18 protein-coding genes are annotated in these 21,661 nt (G+C 72.9%); 3 read left to right on the top strand and 15 right to left on the bottom strand.

What is annotated here, in order from left to right; genetic code table 11:
* Nucleotides 1-39: 39 nt before the first annotated feature.
* The 13 genes from EKO23_RS19400 to mraZ form a co-directional block, all read right to left on the bottom strand.
* Nucleotides 40-795, bottom strand: coding sequence for a cell division protein FtsQ/DivIB (locus EKO23_RS19400; RefSeq protein WP_134719783.1), 756 nt, complete (start codon nt 793-795; stop codon nt 40-42).
* Nucleotides 792-2,207 carry a UDP-N-acetylmuramate--L-alanine ligase gene (gene murC / locus EKO23_RS19405; RefSeq protein ID WP_134719784.1) on the bottom strand — a complete coding sequence of 472 codons (1,416 nt, stop codon included), beginning with the start codon at nt 2,205-2,207 and terminating at the stop codon, nt 792-794. Before murC ends, EKO23_RS19400 begins: the two co-directional genes overlap by 4 nt.
* Nucleotides 2,204-3,286, bottom strand: coding sequence for an undecaprenyldiphospho-muramoylpentapeptide beta-N-acetylglucosaminyltransferase (murG, locus tag EKO23_RS19410; protein ID WP_134719785.1), 1,083 nt, complete (start codon nt 3,284-3,286; stop codon nt 2,204-2,206). The genes murC and murG overlap by 4 nt, the downstream gene beginning before the upstream one ends.
* 2 nt (nt 3,287-3,288) lie before the next feature.
* On the bottom strand, nt 3,289-4,560 hold the full coding sequence (gene ftsW / locus EKO23_RS19415) for a putative lipid II flippase FtsW (protein WP_134719786.1): 1,272 nt from the start codon (nt 4,558-4,560) through the stop codon (nt 3,289-3,291).
* 18 nt (nt 4,561-4,578) lie between these two features.
* Nucleotides 4,579-6,033, bottom strand: a complete 1,455-nt coding sequence (gene murD / locus EKO23_RS19420) for a UDP-N-acetylmuramoyl-L-alanine--D-glutamate ligase (RefSeq protein ID WP_134719787.1) — start codon at nt 6,031-6,033, stop codon at nt 4,579-4,581.
* A 6-nt stretch (nt 6,034-6,039) separates the two neighbouring features.
* Nucleotides 6,040-7,116: a phospho-N-acetylmuramoyl-pentapeptide-transferase gene (gene mraY, locus EKO23_RS19425; protein WP_134719788.1), complete on the bottom strand. Its 1,077-nt coding sequence runs from the start codon at nt 7,114-7,116 to the stop codon at nt 6,040-6,042.
* Complete coding sequence (locus EKO23_RS19430; protein ID WP_134719789.1) at nt 7,113-8,510, bottom strand: UDP-N-acetylmuramoyl-tripeptide--D-alanyl-D-alanine ligase; 1,398 nt, start codon at nt 8,508-8,510, stop codon at nt 7,113-7,115. Before EKO23_RS19430 ends, mraY begins: the two co-directional genes overlap by 4 nt.
* Nucleotides 8,507-10,048 carry a UDP-N-acetylmuramoyl-L-alanyl-D-glutamate--2,6-diaminopimelate ligase gene (locus EKO23_RS19435; RefSeq protein ID WP_246051196.1) on the bottom strand — a complete coding sequence of 514 codons (1,542 nt, stop codon included), beginning with the start codon at nt 10,046-10,048 and terminating at the stop codon, nt 8,507-8,509. The genes EKO23_RS19430 and EKO23_RS19435 overlap by 4 nt, the downstream gene beginning before the upstream one ends.
* A 36-nt stretch (nt 10,049-10,084) precedes the next feature.
* Nucleotides 10,085-11,800, bottom strand: coding sequence for a peptidoglycan D,D-transpeptidase FtsI family protein (locus EKO23_RS19440; protein ID WP_134719790.1), 1,716 nt, complete (start codon nt 11,798-11,800; stop codon nt 10,085-10,087).
* A gap of 77 nt (nt 11,801-11,877) precedes the next feature.
* Nucleotides 11,878-12,489 carry a cell division protein FtsL gene (ftsL, locus tag EKO23_RS19445; RefSeq protein WP_134719791.1) on the bottom strand — a complete coding sequence of 204 codons (612 nt, stop codon included), beginning with the start codon at nt 12,487-12,489 and terminating at the stop codon, nt 11,878-11,880.
* Complete coding sequence (gene rsmH / locus EKO23_RS19450) at nt 12,486-13,445, bottom strand: 16S rRNA (cytosine(1402)-N(4))-methyltransferase RsmH (RefSeq protein WP_134719792.1); 960 nt, start codon at nt 13,443-13,445, stop codon at nt 12,486-12,488. The genes ftsL and rsmH overlap by 4 nt, the downstream gene beginning before the upstream one ends.
* Nucleotides 13,446-13,451: 6 nt before the next feature.
* Complete coding sequence (locus tag EKO23_RS25425; RefSeq protein ID WP_167880559.1) at nt 13,452-13,604, bottom strand: hypothetical protein; 153 nt, start codon at nt 13,602-13,604, stop codon at nt 13,452-13,454.
* A gap of 318 nt (nt 13,605-13,922) precedes the next feature.
* Entirely contained in the window at nt 13,923-14,351 is a 429-nt protein-coding gene (gene mraZ / locus EKO23_RS19455) for a division/cell wall cluster transcriptional repressor MraZ (RefSeq protein WP_134719794.1), read from the bottom strand.
* 391 nt (nt 14,352-14,742) lie between these two features.
* Between mraZ and EKO23_RS19460 the strand changes: the two genes are divergently transcribed.
* From EKO23_RS19460 to EKO23_RS19470, 3 genes are read left to right on the top strand one after another with little or no spacing between them, the layout of a single operon-like run.
* Nucleotides 14,743-15,714 carry an AAA family ATPase gene (locus EKO23_RS19460; RefSeq protein WP_246051197.1) on the top strand — a complete coding sequence of 324 codons (972 nt, stop codon included), beginning with the start codon at nt 14,743-14,745 and terminating at the stop codon, nt 15,712-15,714.
* Between the two features lie 18 nt (nt 15,715-15,732).
* Nucleotides 15,733-17,037 (top strand): DUF58 domain-containing protein, encoded by a 1,305-nt coding sequence (locus EKO23_RS19465; protein WP_134719796.1) that lies wholly within the window; start codon nt 15,733-15,735, stop codon nt 17,035-17,037.
* On the top strand, nt 17,034-19,427 hold the full coding sequence (locus tag EKO23_RS19470) for a transglutaminase TgpA family protein (protein ID WP_134719798.1): 2,394 nt from the start codon (nt 17,034-17,036) through the stop codon (nt 19,425-19,427). Before EKO23_RS19465 ends, EKO23_RS19470 begins: the two co-directional genes overlap by 4 nt.
* Before the next feature lie 263 nt (nt 19,428-19,690).
* Here the strand turns inward: EKO23_RS19470 and EKO23_RS19475 are convergent, their stop codons facing one another.
* Both EKO23_RS19475 and dinB read right to left on the bottom strand, forming a co-directional pair.
* Complete coding sequence (locus EKO23_RS19475; protein WP_134719800.1) at nt 19,691-20,152, bottom strand: DUF3040 domain-containing protein; 462 nt, start codon at nt 20,150-20,152, stop codon at nt 19,691-19,693.
* 253 nt (nt 20,153-20,405) lie between these two features.
* Nucleotides 20,406-21,599 (bottom strand): DNA polymerase IV, encoded by a 1,194-nt coding sequence (gene dinB / locus EKO23_RS19480; RefSeq protein WP_134719802.1) that lies wholly within the window; start codon nt 21,597-21,599, stop codon nt 20,406-20,408.
* Between the last annotated feature and the right edge of the window lie 62 nt (nt 21,600-21,661).

Genomic DNA, 21,661 nt, shown 5'->3' on the forward strand with positions numbered 1-21,661 from the left:
GATACGGGCGGGGTAGGGCGCGGGGTACGGGGCGGGAGGTCAGCCGCGGGAGGTGGGTTGACCGGGGACGGAGACGTCGAGCTCCCGGCCGGGGCGCTGCAGCAGCGCGTCGAGCACGACGGCCTTCTCGTCGGACTGCTCCGCGCTCCCCCACATGACCGTGCGGCCGTCACGGAGGTGGAGCGTGATCCGGTCGACCGAGGCGACCTCGACGTAGGCGACCTTGCGGGCGAGGCGGAACGGCAGGGCGCCGACGACCTCGGCGCCCTCGGCCAGGGCCTCCTCGCCGGTGCCGGCGGGGACCTTGACCAGCGGGAGCACACGCGGGCGGCGGGCGTAGTCGCGGAACACCACTCCCCCGTCGTCCATGCCACGCAGCCGACCGTCGACCTCGACCACGGCGACCGCCTGCCGCTCGGTCACCCGCAGCAGGATCCGGTCCGGCCACTGGCGGGAGACGTCGACCGACGCCACCTGGGGCAGGTCCTCGACCCGGTCGCGGATCCCCGCCAGGTCGGCGCGGGCCAGGGGCTCGCCGGTCGGGACCGCGGCCGCGGCGCGGACCTGCTGCTCGGTGAGCTGCGCCGTGCCCTGGACCTCGACGCCCTTGACCGCCAGCGTCGAGGAGAAGAAGAACAGCCAGACCACGCCGGCCACCAGCGCCAGCACGAGCAGCACCGCCACCACCAGCCGCCAGGCCAGCCAGCGCCGGGCCCACTGCCGGCGGGCGAACCGCCTGCGGGAGCTCTCCGAGACCTCGGCCTCGTGCTCCTCCCCCGTGCGCAGGTCGATCATCCCCGTGCCTCCAGCAGCTCGAGCACCCGCGGGCCGACGGTCGTGACGGTGCCGGCGCCGAGGGTCAGCACCAGGTCGCCGTCGCGGGCGAGCCCGGCCAGCAGCGAGGGTACGGCGTCGAGGTCGGGCTCGAAGTGCACGTGCGCATCGGCCAGCGGGACGGCGTCGGCGACGAGGCGTCCGGTGACGTCGGGGTCGGCGTCCTCACGCGCGAGGTAGACGTCGCACACCACGACCTCGTCGGCGGCGCCGAGCTCCGCGCCCATGCGGGTGCCGAAGATCCGGGTGCGGGAGACCAGGTGCGGCTGGAACGCCACCACGAGCCGCCCCTCGCCCGCGACCCACCGGGCCGCCTCGAGGTCGCCCCGGATCTCGCTCGGGTGGTGCGCGTAGGAGTCGTAGACCCGCACGCCGGCGGCCTCGCCCTTGCGCTCCATGCGACGGCGGGTGCCGGCGAACGACTCCAGCCCCCCGCGGAGCCCGGCGAAGGCGTGGCCGAGGTCGAGTCCGACAGCGATCGCGGCGAGCGCGTTGAGGACGTAGTGGCGGCCCGGGATCTGCAGCGTCAGCTCCCCCAGCGACTCCCCTCGGCGGGCCACGGTGAACGTGGTGCGGGTGCCGTCCTGGCGCAGGTCGCGGGCGACGAGGTCGGCGCCGTCGGAGACGCCGTACGTCGTGACCCGCAGTCCGCGCTCGCGGGCCCGCTCGGCGAGGGCCGCGGTGGCCTCGTCGTCGGCCCAGGTGACCAGCAGGCCGCCGGGCTCGATCCGGCCGAGGAAGTCGGTGAAGGCCGCCCGGTAGGCCTCCTCGGTGCCCCACTGGTCGAGGTGGTCGGCGTCGATGTTGGTGACCACCGCGATCGACGGGGAGTAGACGAGGAACGCCCCGTCGCTCTCGTCGGCCTCCGCGACGAACACCTCGCCGGTGCCGTCCTCGGCGTTCACCCCGGTGCTGGTGAGGTCGCCCCCGATGGCGTACGTCGGGTCCGCGCCGGCGGCCTGGAGGGCGACGGTGAGCAGCGAGGTGGTCGTGGTCTTGCCGTGCGTCCCGGCCACCGCGACGGTGCGCTTCCCGTCCATGACCGAGGCGAGGCCGGCCGAGCGCGGGAGGATCCGCAGCCCGGCGGCCCGGGCGGCGACGACCTCGGGGTTGTCCTCTCGCACCGCGGTCGAGACCACCAGCGTGTCCGCGTCGGCGACCTGGGCGGCGTCGTGACCGAGGTGCACCGTGGCGCCGAGGTCGCGCAGCGCCTGGAGCGTCGGCGAGTCGGTGCCGTCGCTGCCGCTGACCGTGATCCCGCGCGCGAGCATGATCCGCGCGATCGCGGACAGGCCCGCTCCTCCGATGCCGACGAAGTGGACCCGGCCCAGCCGGTCGGCGGGCAGCAGCTCCTCGGGGACGGGGATCCTCACGAACGACCCCTCGCCGCGGCGTCGGCGACGAGCCGGGCCAGCCGGTCGTCGGCGTCGCGCGGGACCAGCGCGGCCGCGGCGGCGCCCATCTCCGCGAGCCGGTCCGCGTCGGTGGCCAGGCCGGGAACGGTCGCGGCCACCCACTCGGGGGTGAGCGCGGCGTCGGCGAGCAGCAGGCCACCGCCGGCGTCGACCACCGGTCGGGCGTTGTGCTCCTGCTCGCCGTTGCCGATCGGGAGCGGGACGAAGATGCCGGGGAGGCCTGTCGCGGCAGCCTCGACCACGCTGTTGGCGCCGGCCCGGCAGAGGACGAGGTCGGCGGCGGCGTACGCGAGGTCCATGCGGTCGACGAACGGGACGACCGTGTAGGGCACTCCGGTCCCCTCGGGCGATGCCTCGCCGTTGGGGCCGACCACGTGCAGCACCTGGACGCCGGCCTCGGCGAGCGCTCCGGCCGCTGCGGACACGGACTGGTTGAGGCGCCGGGCGCCCTGCGAGCCGCCGGTGACCAGCAGCGTCGGGCGGTCGGCGTCCAGCCCGAAGAACGAGCGGCCCTCGGCGCGGTGCGCGGCCCGGTCCAGGGCGCCGATCATGCGGCGTAGCGGGAGGCCGACGTACTGCGCCTTGGGGAGCCTGGTGTCGGGGAAGCTCACCGCGACCACGTCGGCGATCCGGGCGCCGGCCTTGTTGGCGAGGCCGGGCAGGGCGTTCTGCTCGTGGACGACCAGCGGGAGCTTCCGGCGCCGGGCGGCGAGGTACGCCGGCATGGAGACGTAGCCGCCGTAGCCGACCACGACGTCGGGCCCGACCCGGTCGAAGACCTCCATGGTCGCCTTGACCGCGCCGCGCAGCCGGCCGGGCACCCGCAGCAGGTCGCCGCTGGGCCGGCGTGGCAGCGGCACCGGCGGGATCAGCTCCAACGGGTAGCCGGCCTCGGGAACCACCCGGTTCTCCAGCCCGCGGGGCGTGCCCAGGCAGGTGATCTCGACGGACGGGTCGAGGCGACGCAGGGCGTCGGCGGTGGCGAGCAGGGGCGATGTGTGGCCAGCGGAGCCTCCACCGGCGAGCAGGACGCGCATGTTCAGTGACCTCGGCGTGACATGGCCGCCAGCCCGGCCGACCGTCCCCGCTTGCGGGCGGCCAGGGCCCGGGCGGCTTCGGGCTCGGACCGGGCAAAGCCTACGAGGATGCCCAGCGCGACCAGCGAGGGCAGGAGGGCCGAGCCGCCGTAGGAGACCAGCGGCAGCGGGATGCCGATGACCGGGAGCATAGCCAGCACCATGCCGACGTTGATGATCATCTGCCCGAGCAGCCAGATCGTGATGCCGAAGGACATGTAGCGGACGAAGGGGTCGCGGGTGACCGTGGCGACCCGGATCGCGGCGTACGCGATGGTCAGGAAGAGCGCCAGCACCAGCAAGGTGCCGATCAGGCCCAGCTCCTCGCCGAGCACCGCGAAGATGAAGTCGGTGTGCGCCTCGGGCAGGTCGCCCCACTTCTGCTGGCTGGCGCCGATGCCCTGGCCGAACCAGCCGCCGGTGGAGAGCGCGTAGAGGCCGTGTGCGGGCTGCCAGCCGGCGTCGTGGTAGTCCTTGAACGGGTCCGCGAAGTTGAACAGCCGCTGCCGGCGCTCACCGCTGGTGGTGGCCAGCCAGAAGGCGCCGACCGCGATCACCGAGCCGCCGAACGCGAACAGCTTCCACGGGGCGCCGGCCACCCAGACCATGCCGAGCATGATCGCCAGCAGCACCAGCGCGGTGCCGAGGTCGTGGCCCACGATCACCAGCACGGCCACCGCCGCCATGCCCGGCACGACCGGGATCAGCAGGTGCCAGGTGTCGTCGAGCCGCTTCTCCTTCCGGGCGAAGACGTGGGCGGCCCAGAGGATCAGCGCGAGCTTGGCGATCTCGGAGGGCTGGATCTGGACCGGCCCGAGGGCGAGCCAGTTGGTGTTGCCGTTGACCTCGACGCCGAGCCCGGGCACGCGGGTGAGCAGCAGCAGCACGATCGAGACGACGATCCCGAGCCAGGAAAGGCGTCGCATCGCGCGCGTGGACATGCGCGAGGCGATCCAGGCGCAGGGCAGCGCGATCGCCACCCACAGCAGCTGCCGCTTGACCACGGCGTAGGAGTCGCCGTCGTTGACGCGGTAGGAGTAGACGCTCGAGGCCGACAGCACCATGATCAGCCCGATCGTCAGCAGCAGCGCCGAGGCCCCGAGCAGCAGGTAGTACGACGTGAGCGGGCGGTCCAGGGCGTGCCGAAGCGAGGTGAACCAGCCGACCCTTCGGCCGCGGCCGGTCCGGAGGCCACGCGGCGGAGCGGTCTCGCGCTCCGGCGTCGTGGTGGCCACGTGTCGTCTCCTGCGCTGCTAGTGCGGTCCGGTCCGGCGGTGGACCGCCTCGGCGAACCGGTCTCCCCGCTCGCCATAGTTGGCGAACATGTCCATCGAGGCGCATCCGGGAGCCAGCAGCACCGTGTCGCCGGGACGGGCCAGGTCGGCTGCCGCCGTGACGACGCGGTCCATGACGCCCTCGCCGGGACCAGTCTCTCCGGCGTGCACGTCGATGACCGGCACATCGGGCGCGTGTCGCGAAAGGGCGTCCGCGATCACGCTGCGGTCGGCGCCGAGCAGCACGACGCCGCGCAGCCGGCCGCGGACCGCCTGCACCAGGTCGTCGAAGCGGGCGCCCTTGGCCAGGCCGCCGGCGATCCAGACCACGGGGTCGTAGGCCTGGAGGGAGGACTGGGCGGCAGCTGCGTTGGTGGCCTTCGAGTCGTCGACCCAGGCGACGCCGTCGCGTTCGGCGACCAGCGCGATCCGGTGCCCGTCGGGACGGAAGCCGCGCAGCCCGTCGCGGACCGCGGTCTGCGGCACCCCGTGCGCCCGGGCCAGGGCCGCGGCGGCGAGCGCGTTCGCGATGAAGTGCGGGGCGGGCGAGGCGAGGTCGGCGATCGCGCACAGCTCGGCGGCGGTGGTCTCACGCTGCTCGATGAAGGCGCGGTCCACCAGCAAGTCGTCGACCAGCCCGACCATGCCCACGCCGGGGGTGCCGAGGGTGAAGCCGATCGCCCGCGCGCCCTCGACCACGTCGGCCTCGCGGACCAGCCGCTCGGTCGCCAGGTCGGCCACGTTGTAGACACAGGCGCGCTGCACGTTGTGGTAGATCCGGCCCTTGTCAGCGGCGTACGCCGCGGGGTCGTCGTACCAGTCGAGGTGGTCGGGCGCGATGTTGAGCACCGCTGCGGACTCGGCACTCATCGAGTCGGTGTAGTGCAGCTGGAAGCTGGAGAGCTCGACCGCGAACACGTCGTACGGCTCGGGGTCCATGACCGCCTCGACGATCGGGAGCCCGACGTTGCCGACGGCGACGCTACGCAGGCCGGCCGCACGGAGGATGCCGTCGAGCATCTGGACCGTGGTGGTCTTGCCGTTGGTGCCGGTGACCGCGAGCCAGGGGGTGTCGTGGTTCGGGTCGCGGAGCCGCCACGCGAGCTCGACCTCTCCCCAGATCGGGACGCCGCGCTCCCGGGCCTGGGCGAGCAGCGGCGCGTCAGGGCGCCAGCCGGGCGAGGTGACCAGCACGTCGGTGTCGTCGGGCAGGGTCGCGGTGGCGCCCTCGCCGAGCCGGACGTCGGCGCCGAGCACCTCGAGGAGCTCGGCCTTCTCGGCCTTGTCACCGATTACCTCGTCGAGCGCGGTCACCGACGCGCCGAGGTGGTTGAGGTTGTCGGCGGCGGCGAAGCCGGAGACGCCGAAGCCGGCCACGACGGCCCTGACGCCCTCCCAGGAGTCGTGCCGTCCGAGCTTCTCGGGGTCAGTCACGGGGGGTCACGTCCCGGCCACCCATTCGGCGTAGAAGACGCCGAGACCCGCGGCGACGCAGAGGCCGGTGATGATCCAGAACCGGATCACGACCGTCACCTGCTCCCAGCCGAGCATCTCGAAGTGGTGGTGCAGGGGCGCCATCCGGAAGATCCGCTTGCCACCGGTCGCCTTGAAGTAGCCGACCTGGAGCATCACCGAGAGCGTCTCGACGACGAACAGGCCGCCGAGCACCAGCAGCAGCATCTCGGTGCGGGTCAGGATCGCCAGCCCGGCGAGCGCGCCGCCGAGCGAGAGGGACCCGGTGTCGCCCATGAAGATCTGGGCCGGTGAGGCGTTCCACCAGAGGAAGCCGAAGCAGGCGCCGGTGATCGCCGCCGAGACGATGGCGAGGTCGAGCGGGTCGCGGACCTCGTAGCAGCGGCCGTAGGTGATGTCGATCTGCCCGCACCACTGGTTGTTCTGCCAGATGTTCACCAGCGTGTAGGCGCCGAACACCATCATCGAAGCACCGGCCGCGAGGCCGTCGAGCCCGTCGGTGAGGTTCACCGCGTTGCTGAAGCCCGTGATGATCACCCAGATGATCGCGATCACGAGGATCGCCGGCAGCGCCAGCCACTCGAAGTCGCGGATGAACGAGATGTGCAGGGACGCCGGGGTGCGGCCGCGGTCGTCCTCGAGCCACGGTGACAGGGCCAGCACGCCGAACACCACGGCCACGACGGTCTGGCCGATCATCTTCGCCTTGCTGCGCAGGCCGAGGTTCCGCTGCCGGTAGATCTTGATGAAGTCGTCGAGGAAGCCGACCAGCCCCATCCCGACGAAGAGGAAGATCAGCAGCATCGCCGAGGCGGTGGGCAGGTCCTGGGTGATCAGCTTCGCCGCGAAGTAGCTCACCACCGCGGACAGGATGATCACGGTGCCGCCCATGGTCGGCGTGCCGCGCTTGGTGTGGTGGCTGGTCGGGCCGTCCTCGCGGATCTCCTGTCCGTAGCCCTTGGCCGAGAGGAGCCGGATCGCGTAGCGGGTGCCGAGGAGGGAGATGATCAGCGCCAGCCCGCCACTGAGCAGGATCGCTCTCATGCTCTCTCCTCCGGGATCTCGGTCAGCCCCTGGACGACGAGCTCCAGGGCCGCGCCGCGCGATGCCTTGACGAGGACCACGTCACCGGCGGCGATGTTCTCGCGCAACCATGCCAGAGCCTCATCGCGGCCGGCGACGCGGATCGCCGTGCCCGGCCAGTCGGTGACCGAGGCCGCACCCGCGGCCATCGCGGCCGCCGGTTCGCCGACCACGAGCAGCCGGTCGATCCCGGCACGCGCGACGACCTCGCCGACCTCGCGGTGCGCCTCGTCGTGGGTGTCGCCGAGCTCCTTCATCTCCCCCAGCACGGCGATGGTCCGGCCACCCGTCGTACGCCGGCGCTCGCCGATGCGGGCCAGGGTGTCGACGGCGGCCCCCATGGACGCCGGGTTGGCGTTGTAGGCGTCGTTGACGACCACCACCCCGTCGGGGAGGTCGGTGATCTCCATCCGCCACCGCGAGAGGCTGACCGCCTCCCGCAGCGCCCCGGCGACGTCGTCGAGCCCGAGACCCGCGGCCACGGCGAACGCCGCTGCCGCCCCGGCGTTGGCGAGCTGGTGCTCGCCGGCCTGGCGCAGCGCCACCTCGGCCTCGTGGCCCGCGTGGCCGAAGGTCGCGGTCGGCCGGCCCAGGTCGTCGTACGTCGCGTCGTGCCAGGTCACGTCGGAGCCGGCGGCCCGGCCGAACGTCAGGGCCCTGGCGGCGGTGCGACCGGCCATCGGCGCGACCAGGTCGTCGTCGGCGTTGAGCACGGCGACCCCGTCGGCCGGGAGCTCCTCGAGGATCTCCCCCTTGGCCCGGGCGATCGCCTCGCGGCTGCCGAACTCACCCAGGTGGGCGGTGCCGACGTTGAGCACACCGGCGACGGTGGGCCGCGCGATCCCGCAGAGGTACGCGATGTGGCCGACGCCGCGGGCCCCCATCTCGACCACCAGGTAACGGGTGGTCGGGCCCGCCCGGAGGACCGTCACCGGAACCCCGATCTCGTTGTTGAGGTTGCCGGTCGTGGCCACGGTCTCGCCGGCGGTCCCGAGCACCTGGGCGAGGTAGTCCTTGGTGCCGGTCTTGCCCTGGCTGCCGGTCAGCGCCAGCACGGTCAGGTCGGACAGCCGGTCGCGGACGTGCCGGGCGAGCAGCCCGAGCGCGGCGACCGGGTCGTCCACGACGACGGTCGGCACGTCTGTGGGCCGGGAGCCGAGCACGGCGGCGGCGCCCGCGGCGACCGCACCGACGGCGTAGTCATGGCCGTCGACCCGCTCCCCTTCGACCGCGAGGAACAGCCCGCCGGGCTCCACCGCGCGGCTGTCGAAGAACGCCGGCCCGGTGACCGTCGCGTCGCCGTGCGCCGCTCCCCCGACGACCTCGGCGATCTCGGCCAGGGTCATCCGGATCATCCGAGGGCCTCCCCGGTGCTGCCGGCCAGCTCCTCGCGCACTACCTCACGGTCGTCGAACGGGTGCACCTCGCCCTGGATCTCCTGTCCTCGTTCGTGTCCCTTGCCGGCCACCAGCACGATGTCGCCAGGGTCGGCCAGTGCCAGCGCGGTGCGGATCGCGAGCCGACGGTCGCCGACCTCGCGCACCTCGGCGCCGCCGCCGGTGGTCCCCGCCAGCACCGCGGCCCGGATCGCGGCCGGGTCCTCGCTTCGGGGGTTGTCGTCGGTCACCACGACCACGTCGGCGAGCCGCGCGGCGATCTCGCCCATGACCGGGCGCTTGCCGGTGTCGCGGTCGCCGCCGGCGCCGATGACCACGATCAGCCGGCCCTCGGTGAGCGGCCGGAGCGTGGTCAGCGCGGCCTCGACCGCGTCCGGCTTGTGCGCGTAGTCGACCACGACGTGGAAGTCCTGGCCGGCCTCGACCTTCTCCAGCCGCCCGGGCACGCCGTCCGCCGCGGCCATGCCCGCGGCGACGTCGGCGAGCGGGAAGCCGGCCTCGGTCATCGCCGCGATCGCGGCCAGCGCGTTGGCCACGTTGAAGTCGCCCGCGATCGGCACCCAGGTGCTGGCCCACTCGTCGTCGGGGCCGACCACGGTGAACTCGGAGCCGTCCGGCGCCAGCCGGACGTCGAGCGCGCGCCAGTCGGCCGGCGCTCCGGTCGCCGAGAAGGTGCGGATCTCGATCCCGGCCTCGGCGGCCAGCCGCCGGCCGTAGGGGTCGTCGATGTTGACCAGCCCGAGCCGGGCCCGGGCCGGGGTGAACAGGCTCGCCTTGGCCTGGAAGTAGTCCTCGACGTCGGCGTGGAAGTCGAGGTGGTCGCGACCGAGGTTCACGAAGACCGCGACGTCGAAGACCACCCCGTCGACCCGGCCCATCACCAGCGCGTGGCTGGAGACCTCCATCGCGCACGCCTCCACGCCGCGCTCGCGCATCATCGCGAACAGCCCGTGCAGGTCGGGTGCCTCCGGCGTGGTCAGCGAGGTCCTGATCTCCTCGCCGGCCACGCGGGTGCCGACGGTGCCGATCACGCCGGCGGTGATCCCGGCCGCCTCGAACGCCTGGTCCGCGAGCCGGGTGGTGGTGGTCTTGCCCTGGGTGCCGGTGACCGCGATCAGGCGCAGCGCGGCCGCCGGGGCGCCGTACAGGTCGGCGGCGAGGGCACCGAGCAGCCGGCGGGGCTGCTCGACGGCGAGCACCGGGACAGGCAGGTCGGCGAGCCGGGCGGCACCCTCGGCGTCGGTGAGCACGGCGACCGCCCCACGGGCCACCGCGTCCGCGACGTACGTCGCGCCGTGGACGCGGGCGCCCGGGAGGGCGGCGTACAGGTCGCCGGGGAGGACCCGGCTGGACGCCAGGGTCACGCCGGTCACCTCGGGTTCGGGGTTCCCGGCGGTCGCCGCCGGGAACGGGATGCCGAGGCGGCGCGCCACCTCGGACAGCGGGGTCCGCGGCGGTCGCGCCGGCCGGGTCGCCCGCAGCTCGTCGTCGTTCACCGCTCCCTCACCACGGGCCGAGGCTATCGCCCGCGCTCACCACTCGACGGGGTAGGTCGAGGGCCTGGTGCCCGTCGGCGGGACTCCGTAGCGACGCAGGAGGTAGCTCATGATCTTGCTGAACGCCGGACCGGCCACCGAGCCTCCGCCGCCACCGTTGCGGGGGTTCTGGACCACCACGTAGACGGTGAACCGGGGCTTGTCGGCCGGGGCGAAGCCCGCGAAGGACACGGTGAACGTGCCGTCGTACCCGCCGTCCTTGCCGGCCCGCTGCGCGGTACCGGTCTTGCCGGCCACCCGGTAGCCCGGGACCGCGGCGCCCGGCGCGACGCCGTCGTCGACGTCGGTCACCAGCTCCATCATCAGCATCGTCTGCCGGGCGGCCCGGGTACTGATCACCCGGTGCTGGGTGGCCACGCCGGTGCCGACCTCGGTGCCGTCGTCCGTGGTGGCGGTGCCGCGGACCAGGCTGGGGTCGACGCGCACGCCGCCGTTGGCGATGGTGTTGACCGCCGCGGCCATCTGGACCGCGTTGACGCTGACGCCCTGGCCGAACGCGATGGTGTCCTGGTTGACCTGCGTCCACAGCGACGGGTCCGCGAGCAGGCCGGCGGTCTCGCCCCTGACGCCGATGTTCGTGCGTTGCCCGAGGCCGAACGTGCGGAGGTAGCCGTAGAGCTGGTCGGCGGTGAACTTGCGGGCCGCCAGGACGGTGCCGATGTTGGAGGAACGGGAGATCACGCCGGCCAGCGTGTAGCGCAGCATGTCGTGGTCCCAGTGGTCGCGGATCGGGGCCGCGCCCGGCCGGCTCAGGTACGGCGGCACCTTGATGTGGGTGCGCGGCGTGACCTTGCCGGCATCGATCAGGGAGGCGGCGGTGAGCACCTTCTCGACCGAGCCCGGCTCGTAGACGTCGCTCATCGCCCGGGAGCCGAGGTCTGCCTTCGGGGAGAGCAGCGGGTTCTTCGCGTCGAACGTCGGGTAGTCGGCCAGCGACAGCAGCTCGCCGGTGCGGGTGTCCATCACGACGGCCACGCCGGAGTCGCCGCCGGCCCCCCGGACGGTGGCGCGGAGCACCCGCTGGACGTACCACTGGACGTCGCGATCGATGGTGAGGTTCAGGTCGGACCCGTTGCGTGGCTTGACGGTGGTGCTGTCGCCGAGCGGGATCCGGTTGCCGCCGCCGACCTCGTAGGTCGCCTTGCCGTCGGTGCCGGAGAGCAGGTGGTCGAAGGTCCGCTCGAGGCCGCCGAGAGCCTCGTCCTCGCCGAGGAAGCCGACCAGGTTCGCGGCCACGTCGCGGTTGGGGTAGTCGCGCATCGGGTCGCGGCGGACGCTCAGCCCCTTGTAGCCACGGTCCTCGAGCTCGCCGAGGACCCGGTTGGCGATCGTCGAGGGCACCCGGCGCGCGAGGTAGACGAAGTGGGTGTCCTCCTCCCGCAGCCGGGTGAGCGTCTGGAAGTAGTCGAGGTCGAGCTCGTCCGCGAGGTACGTCGCGATCGCGGCCGCGTCGTCGTGGGTCATCTGCGGGTCGGCGACCAGCATCAGCCCGTCCACCGACGTGGCCAGCTCGACGCCGTTGCGGTCGGTGATCGCGCCGCGCTCGGCGGGGAGCACCACCTCCTCGGAGCCCTCACGGGCGGCCATGGCGGCGTACGCCTTCGGGTCGATGCCCTGGAGCTGCACGAGGCGGACCCCGAACACGGAGAGCACGATGGCGATGACGACGAAGCCGAACCGCAGCCGGGCCATCGGGTGCGCCCGCGAGCCCGCCCGGGACCGCCCGGGGCGCCCGGACCGGCCGGGGCGCTGAGGGTGCGATCGAGCGGTCAACGCGTGCTCCGGTCTCCCGAGTTCGTCCTGGTGCCGCTCATCCTGCGCTCACGGTCGCCGTCCCGGTGTGAGGTGCGGTCCGTGTCGCTCTTCTTCTTGGTCTTCGCGTCGGCCTTCTGCTCCTTCCCGGGCTTCTCGAAGACGATGATCGGCTTCGGGTCGAGCGCCTCCGGCTTCTTCACCGCGGGCGGCAGGATCGGCACCTTGTTCTCGACCGTGGCCGGCACGGCGACCCCCTCGACCGAGCCGTCCGCCTTGAGGAACGCCGGGGCGCCGGCGTCGACCATGCCGAGGGCGCGCGCCTTCTCGGCGACGACCTGCGGGTCGCGCAGCACCTCGAGCTGCATGCGCAGGGTCTGCTCCCGCGAGGTGAGGTCGGAGGCGTGCTGCTCGAGCTCAGTGGCCGCGAACGCGTTCTGCTGCATCGTGGTGTTGAACATGAGCAGCCCGACCACGCCACCCACCAGCAGCAGCGAGACCAGCGTGACGAACGGCACCCGCGGACTGCGCGCCCGGACCCGGGGCACGACGGTGAGCCGGGCACGCTCGACGGCGGCCTCGGCGATCCGTTGGACGCGGACCCGGCTGTGGGGAAGCGGGGTGCTCATTCGGTGACTCCTTCACGCACGCGTTCGATCGCCCGCAGCCGCACGGAGGCGGCCCGGGGGTTGTCGGTGAGCTCGGGCTCCACAGCCTTCTCGGCCCCGCGCGTGACCAGGCGCAGCGCCGGCTCGTGGCCCTCGGGGACGAACGGCAGGTCCTCGGGCACGTCGGACCGCGTCGCGGCCGCGAACGCCTGCTTGACCAGCCGGTCCTCCAGGGACTGGTAGGACTCGACGACCACCCGGCCGCCCACACCGATCGCCTCGATGGCGGCCGGGATGGCGCGGCGCAGGACGCCGAGCTCGTCGTTGACCTCGATCCGCAGCGCCTGGAAGGTCCGTTTGGCCGGGTGGCCGCCGGTGCGCCGTGCGGGCGCCGGGATCGCGTCGTACAGCAGGGCGACGAGGCGGCCGGAGGTCGTGAACGGCTCCCGCTCGCGCTCGGCGACGATCCGGTCCGCGATCCGCTTCGCGAACTTCTCCTCGCCGTACTCGCGCAGGACCCGGGCCAGGTCGGCCGCCGGGTAGGTGTTGAGCACGTCGGCCGCGGTCAGGTCCGCGGTGCTGTCCATCCGCATGTCCAGCGGTGCGTCCTGGGCGTAGGCGAACCCTCGCTCGCGCACGTCGAGCTGCATCGAGGAGACGCCGAGGTCGAACAGGACGCCGGCGACGTGCGGGAGGCCGAGGTCGGCGAGCACCTCGGGGATCCGGTCGTAGACGGCGTGCACGAACGTCGTGCGGTCGGCGTACGGCGCGAGCCGCTCCCCCGCCAGCGCGAGCGCGTCGGGATCGCGGTCGATCCCGACCAGCCGCGCCTCCGGGCAGGCCGCGAGGACCGCCTCGGAGTGGCCGCCGAGGCCGAGGGTGGCGTCGACCAGCACCGCACCGTGGTGGTCGAGCGCGGGCGCGAGGAGGGCGACGACCCGGTCCAGCAGGACGGGGACGTGGCGTGGGCTGCTCATCCGGACCTAGCCCTGCCGGCCCAGCGTCATGAGCAGCACCAGCAGCACGGTGAGCGCGACCGAGCTCGCCAGGGAGAACGCCATCACCGCCAGCACCTCGCGCGCCTGGTGGCGCACGCGACGGGCCGCGGGCGGCCTGCCGGTGACTGCGATGCTCATGATCTCGACCCCTGCTGACGGGAATGGACTGACGGTGCTGCGGTGGGGTTCTGCGACTGCTGCCTGGCTGCGGTTCGGGTCCAGCGGTTGCCGAAATGCCGAGCCTGATTCGCCTGACCAGGTCCCTGCCCGCTCCCACGGAGTGGGAAGGTCGCCCTCTGGAACCGGGGAAGGTGCCCCAGATGGCTACGAGTCCGTCGTCTGGAACCGGGGAAGGGGTCCCAGAAGACGCACAGGGAGCGGGCCCGAGACCTCGTCCTGCGAATCCGGCTGTTCAGTTCTGTTCGGCGGTGTCCTGCTCGGCGGTGCCGTCGGGGATCAGATCCCCGGGAAGACCTCGTCGCTGAGCTCCGAGAACTTCTGCTCCTGCTCCTCGGAGTAGCTCTGCCACGACCCCGGGTCCCAGATCTCGATCCGGTTCATCGCCCCGATGACCATCACGTCCTTGCTGAGCGAGGCGTACTCGCGCAGCACCGGCGGGATGGTGATCCGGCCCTGCTTGTCGGGGACCTCCTGCGACGCCGCCGCGAACAGCATGCGGACGTAGTCGCGAGTGCCCTTGTTGGTCACCGGCGCCTCACGGAGCCGGTCGGTGAGCCCGCGGAAGTCGTCGAGCGACCACACCGTCAGACAGCGCTCCTGCCCTCGTGTGACCACAAGCCCCTCCGCAAGGTCGTCCCGGAACTTCGCCGGGAGGAAGAGCCGTCCCTTGTCGTCGAGCTTGGGGGTGTAGGTGCCGAAGAACATCGCCACCCCCTCTGACGGCCACTTCCTCCACTGCGCTCCACTTTACTCCACGATCATCCACGGTCAACCATATTCAGCGTGTTTCCCTCCCCTGATCAGGCGTTTTGCGCTCCGGGGCGCTCCCCCGGCGCCGTCGGCGACCGGACCGGCTTCCCGCCTGGTGACGCCGTACGACGGGGCTCTGGGGGCCCGGGCAGTGGCCTGGCGGGCGGAGGTGGAGGAAAGTGGGGGATGAGGTGGGGCGGGAGCAAAGCGACCAAATCGATGACTATGGAGTCGTCCGCGGACGGGACAACCACCCGTACGGTTGACTTGCACCGTTCAGGCGGTGGCGGAACCGGGGGTCCGACGGCGTGGTCGGCACCGGCGAGGACAGGTGGAGGGGCGAATCGTGACGATTCCCGCAGGCGACGTCGACACCGTGGCCCGGGTGGCCGCGCGGGTCCGCGAGAGCATCGACTCGGTGATCGAGGGCAAGTCCGAGGTGGTGACCACGGCGATCACCGTGCTGCTCGCCGAGGGACACCTGCTGATCGAGGACGTGCCCGGCGTGGGCAAGACGATGCTGAGCAAGGCGCTGGCCCGCTCCATCGACTCCACGGTCCGCCGGATCCAGTTCACCCCCGACCTGCTGCCCTCAGACGTCACCGGCGTGTCGGTGTTCAACCAGGACACCCGGGAGTTCGAGTTCCGCCCGGGCGGCATCTTCGCCAACATCGTGGTCGGGGACGAGATCAACCGGGCCTCCCCCAAGACCCAGTCGGCGCTGCTCGAGTGCATGGAGGAGCGCCAGGTCACCGTCGACGGCAACACCTGGCAGCTCGAGACGCCGTTCATGGTGGTCGCCACCCAGAACCCGATCGAGATGGAGGGCACCTACGCCCTCCCCGAGGCGCAGCGCGACCGGTTCATGGCGCGGGTGTCGATGGGCTACCCGGTGCAGTCTGCCGAGCTCGCGATGATCACCGCCCACTCCGCGCGCAACCCCCTCGACGACCTCGAGCCGGTCACCGACTCCGCGGAGATCCGCAAGGTGGTCGGCATGGTGGCCGGCATCCACGTCGCCGAGTCGGTCCAGCGGTACGCCGTGGCCCTGACCACCGCGACCCGCAACACCCCTGACCTCAACCTCGGCGCGTCGCCGCGAGCGACCCTCCACCTGATCCGCGCGGCCAAGGCGTACGCCGGGATCCACGGCCGCAGCTACGTGCTGCCCGACGACGTGCACACGCTGGCCCGTCCGGTGCTCGCGCACCGCCTGCTGCCGAGCGTCGAGGCCGCGATGAGCGGGCGCAGCATCGGCTCGATCCTCGACCGGATCGTGACGTCGGTGCCGGTGCCCGAGTCGCGACCGGCCACCTGACACCGGAGCGGGGGACCGATGCGTGAGGGACTGGCGGGGCTGACCGCCCGGGGGCGCGCCTTCGTCGCCGCCGGCACCACCGCGGTGGTGTGCGCGATCCTGCTCGGCCAGGACGCACTGACCCGGGTCGGCGTGCTGCTGGTCGCGCTGCCCCTGGTCACGGCGTACCTCGTCGGGCGCAGCCGCTACCGGCTCGCCCTGGTGCGCACGATCTCCCCGCAGCTGGTCACCGCGGGCCAGCCCGCCCAGGTCCAGCTCGAGATCACCAACGAGGGCCGCACCCCGACCGGCGTGCTGCTGCTCGAGGACCACGTGCCCTACGTGCTCGGCACCCGCCCGCGGTTCACCGTGGAGGGCATCGGCCACGGCTGGCACCGCACCGTCGCCTACCAGGTGCGCTCCGACCTGCGTGGCCGGTTCGAGATCGGGCCGATGACCGTGCGGGTCGCCGACCCCTTCGGCCTGGTCGAGCTCGGCCGCTCGTTCACCACCACCGTGCCGCTCACGGTCACCCCGCGCACGGTCGCCCTGCCGACCATCCCGCTGACCGGTGCGTGGACCGGCTCCGGCGACAACCGGCCGCGGGCCTTCGCCACCGGCAGCGCCGAGGACGTGACCGTCCGCGAGTACCGCCGCGGAGACGACCTCCGGCGCGTGCACTGGCGCAGCAGCGCCCGCACCGGCGAGCTGATGGTCCGCCGCGAGGAGCAGCCCTGGCAGTCCCGGGCCACGCTGTTCCTCGACAACCGGCTCGAGGCGCACCGCGGGCACGGCGCGGCGTCGTCGCTCGAGACCGCGGTGTCGGCCGCAGCCTCGATCGCGGTGCACCTGACCCAGCGGGGCTTCCAGGTCCGGCTGGTCACCGCCGACGGCGAGGACCCCAACACGCTCTGGCACGACCGGGCGTCGTCCGCCAACACTGCTCCCCTGCTCGAGGCGCTGGCCGTGGTGACCGTCGCCAAGCGCCGGACGATCGACACCGACTGGCTCGCCGAGGGCGGCCACACCGGGCTGCTGGTCGCGATCCTCGGCGACCTCGGCAACACCGACCGGCCGGTCCTCGCCCGGATCCAGCACCACGGCACCACCCCGCTCGCCGTCGCTCTCGACGTCGACGCCTGGATCGGCCCGGTCGACGTGGACGCCGACGTCCCCGCCGCCACGATGCTGACCTCGCTGGGGTGGCGTGCGGTCGGTGCCCGTCCGACCGACCGGCTGCCCGCCCTCTGGCAGGAGCTCGGCCGGCGCGCCGGCGGCATCACCGACCCGCGCAGCGAGCACCCGGTGGCGCTGGTCCCGCCGCAGGTGGTGCACCCGTCATGACCTCCCGCACCGCCCTCCCCTCGCTCGGCGTCCGCATGGCCGCCCTCAGCGCGGTGACCACCTGGGTCACGCTGTTCGCCTGGAGCGGCTTCGTCGCGGTGCCGGGCAGCTACCTCAACCCGCTGGTCGGCGGGCTCGCGCTGGTCGCCGGGGCCGGGGTGCTGTCCCGTTTCCTGCGGCTGCCGCCGGTGATGGTGCTCGCGGTCCAGCTGCTCGCCGTCTTCCTCTACGCCAACGCCGCCTGGGGCGACGCGCTGCTGCCGTCGACCGGATCCCTCGACGCGCTGGGCGCGGCGTACGACGGCGCGGTGACCAGTGCCCGCGAGTACGCCGCGCCGGTGCCCACGGAGGCGGTGCCGGTCACGCCGCTGCTGATCACCGGAGGCATGCTCTGCGGCGTCCTCGTCGACTTCTTCGCCGCCACGCTGCGTCGCGTCCCGATCGCCGGGCTGCCGCTGCTGATGATCTACAGCCTGCCCGTCAGCGCCCTCGACGCCTCGGTCAACTGGCTGGTGTTCTGCCTCTCCGCGGTCGGGTTCCTCGCGATGCTCGCCGTCCAGGAGGGCGAGCGGATCGGCCGCTGGGGCCGCCCGCTGGCCGTCGACCCCGGCGATGCCCTGGGCTTCCGCAGGGCGACCGGCACGCGGCACACGATGGCCATCGGCGCCTCGGCCACCGTCCTCGCGGTCTTCCTCCCGGTGCTGATCCCGACCCTCGACCTCAACGCCTTCGACGGCGGCCCCGGCGGCCTCGGCGGTGGCGACGGGCGCGACGTGAGCATCACCAACCCGATGACCAACCTGCGCCGTGACCTGGTGCTCCGCGAGGACACCCCGCTGATGCGGGTGTCGACCACCGAGCCGAACCCGGAGTACATCCACATCTCGCTGCTCACCGTCTTCACCGGCCAGGCGTGGACGCCGGGCGGCCGGGACCTGGACGCCGATCAGACCGCCGAGGGTGACTTCCCGCCGCCGATCGGCATGGACGACAGCGTCTCGCGAACCACCGAGGACTGGCGGGTCGAGATCAACGACAACTTCGCCTCGCTGTGGTTGCCCACCTCTGAGTACGTCGCCTCCGTCCAGGCCGGCGACGACTGGCGCTACGACAGCAAGACCCTCGACGTGTTCCGTGCGCGGGACGGGGTGGACACGTCGGGCATGAACTACTCCCTGCGCTCGCTGATCCCGACCTTCGACGCCCAGGTCCTCGCGAACGCCGGCACCCCCCCGGTCGACATCGCCGCGACGTACACCGACCTGCCCGACCAGTTCCCCGACTCGGTGCGCCAGCTGGCGGAGGAGGTCACCGCCAACGAGCCGACCGACTACCAGAAGGCGGTCGCGCTGCAGCAGTTCTTCCGGCGCGACGGCGGCTTCGTCTACACCACCGACCCGCCGCCCGGGAACAGCGCTGCCGACCTGGTCTCGTTCCTCGACAAGGACGGCGGCCGGGAGGGCTACTGCGAGCAGTTCGCGACGGCGTACGCCGCGATGGCGCGCAGCCTCGACATCCCGGCTCGCGTCGTGGTCGGCTTCCTCGGCGGCGACCCGGTCGGCAGCGACGTCTGGGAGTACTCCACGCACGACCTGCACGCCTGGCCCGAGCTCTACTTCGAGGGCTCCGGCTGGGTGAAGTTCGAGCCGACTCCGTCCAGCCGCGCGCCGGTGGTGCCGCCGTACACCACGGGCCAGCTGACCGACGGCGAGAACTCCGCCGCCCCATCGGTGACCAACTCCCCGACCAACCGGCTCAGCAACGCCCCGCGCCCGTCCGAGTCGGTCGGTGCCGCGGGTGCGAACGACTCGGGCCGGGGTTCCGGCGGCGGCGTCCCGTGGACCACGGTGCTGTGGTCGGCCGGGCTGCTGGTGCTGCTGGTCGCGCTGGCGCTCACGCCGCGCACGCTGCGCCGGGCCGCCTCCGCGCGCCGCTGGCGCGGCGACAGCGACCTGGTGGAGGGGGCCTGGGCCGAGCTGCGCGCGTCCACGGTCGACCTCGGCGTGGAGTGGCCGGCCGGCCGCTCCCCCCGGGCCGTCGGCGCCCTGCTGCGCCGGCAGTTCGGCGCCCCGCTGGGGCCGGACACCCCGGCCCGCCCGCAGACCGGCGCCCACACGAATCCCGAGGCGGTCGCAGCGATCGAGCGACTGGTCGGGTGGCTGGAGGAGGCGCGCTACGCTCCCGAGGTGAGCCGCACGCCGACGGTCGACGAGCTCCGCGCCACCGTCACCACCTGCGTCGACGCCCTGCGCGGCGGAGCCACCCGCCAGGCCCGGCTGCGCGCCACCTGGCTGCCCGCCTCCGTGCTGAGCCTGCGCCGCTCGGTCGTCCAGCTCCCCGTCGTCACCCGCGTGCGGTCCACCCAGGACGTCGTCGACCACGTCGGCTGACCGGCCGCCGTTCGTCACACCCGCCTCACGATTCCCCGGTCGACCGGGGAATCTAGTGCCTGTCAGGGAAAGCATTGCCTGACAAGGGAGGGTTTCCCCGGTCGACCGGGGAATCTGGTGCCTGTCAGGGAAAGCATTGCCTGACAAGAGAGGGATTCCCCGGTCGACCGGGGAATCCGTCAGGGCGCGTCACACCTGGCGTTCGTGCTCCGGACGTGCGACGACCCGTCGCCGGGTGACGACGGGTCGGTGGTGTCGGTGGGTCAGAGGCCGCCGTTCTCGTTGCGGCGGCGGCGCCAGCGCTCCTCGAGCCGCTCCATGAACGGGGTGCCGCTGTGGCCCTGGTGACGCTGGTGGCGCTGACGACGGGGCCGGTGCTTGCGGCCCCCGTCGATGACCCCGAGGCCGCCCTTGGCGGGACGCTCGAACTCACCGGACTTGGCGGTCGGTGGGTGCTTGTGGCCGCGGAGGACGGCGAGGCCGTACGTCGCGGAGACCAGCATGATCACGAAGCCGAGCACCCCGACCACGACCTGGGCGAGAACCGCTCCGGTCATCAGCACGGCGATGCCGATGGCGAACACGACGCCGGCGAGGATCGCCTTGCGACGTGCGGCTCGACGGAAGGAGGTGCCGCGCAAGGTGGAGGCGAACTTCGGGTCCTCTTCGGAGAGGGCGCGCTCCATCTGCTCGAGTAGTCGCAGCTCCTCTTCAGAGAGTGGCACCGGTACCTCCAACGTTCGCAGCCTCAGCTGTTGCCCCAAGTCTAGGCAGGCGTTGGTCACGGTAGTACCCCAACCTGTGAAAATTCCTCACCCGGATCGGGTGGACCGGTCCGGTGGGGTCATCGGGCCACCCCACGGGTGGGCCGATCGGGTGTCCCGGCTAGGACTTTCGCCCCGGACGTCGCGCTGTGTCACGGCTGCAGGACCCCACCACAGCAGGGGTGTCGGGCCACCGGGCCCGCAGGCAGGCTGGTCACGGCAGCAGGCTGGCCGGCCGGACCGCGCTGCTGCCGAACCGGAGGGCGGCCCGGTCGACGGCCCGGTCGGCGTCGGCCCATCCGTGCTCGCGCTCCCCGAGCACCAGCTGGCGCTGCACACTGGCCCGGGGCACCAGTCCCTCGACCCGCACCCCCACCAGCCGGACCCGGGCCCGCTGCAGTCCGAGCGCGTCGTACAGGCGGGTCGCGGTCTGGTGGATCTCGCGGGTCACGTCGGTGGCCTCGGGCAGCGTGCGCGAGCGGGTGACCGTGGTGAAGTCGGCGAAGCGGACCGTGATCGTGACGGTGCGGCCGGCCACGCCCGCGACCCGCATCCGGTTGCTGACCCGGGCGGCCAGCCGGAGCATCTCGCGCAGCACCACCTCGCGGTCGTCGGTGTCGCGGCCGAAGGTCTCCTGGGCGCCCATCGACTTGTCGGGGTCGCCGCCGAACACCGAGGCGTCGCGGGCCGCGATCGTCGAACGGTCGGTGCCCCACGCCAGGTCGTGCAGCTGCCTGCCCAGTGCCTGGCCGACGGCCCGCTGGAGGGTGCGCAGCGGGGTGTGCGCGACGTCACCGACGGTGTGCAGCCCGAGCCGGTGCAGCTGCCCCGCGGTCTTCTCCCCCACGCCCCACAGCTCGCCGACGTCGAGCGGGTGCACGAACGTGGTGACCTCGCCGGGCGGCACCACGAGCACCCCGTCGGGCTTGGCCCGGCGGCTGGCCAGCTTGGCGATCGACACCGACGCGGCCACGCCGACCGAGCAGGTGATCCGTTGCTCGTCGTGGACCCGGGCGCGGAGGTACTCGGCGATCTGCAGCGGCGACCCCAGCCGCCGGGCGGTGCCACTCACGTCGAGGAACGCCTCGTCCAGCGAGACCACCTCGACGGTCGGGGTGATCCGGCGGAAGGTCTCGATCACCGAGGACGAGACGGTGCTGAAGGTGTCGTAGTCGGGCGGCACCACCACCGCCGCCGGACAGGCGCGCCGGGCCCGGGTCATCGGCATCCCGGACCGGACCCCGCTGCCCCGGGCGAGGTAGTTGGCCGACAGCACCACGCCGCGGTAGCCGCCGCCGACGATCACGGGTACGTCGTCGAGGTCGGGGCGGTCGCGGACCATCACGGACGCATAGAAGGCGTCCATGTCGACGTGGAGGAGGTGACAGGACCAGGAAGGGTCACGCATCGGGCCGTTCCCCCTCGGTGCCGCACCTGACCGCCAGCCTGTGGTCGGGTCGCCGGTTGCGT

The sequence above is a fragment of the Nocardioides guangzhouensis genome (assembly GCF_004519545.1).
Classification (GTDB): Bacteria; Actinomycetota; Actinomycetes; order Propionibacteriales; family Nocardioidaceae; genus Nocardioides; species Nocardioides guangzhouensis.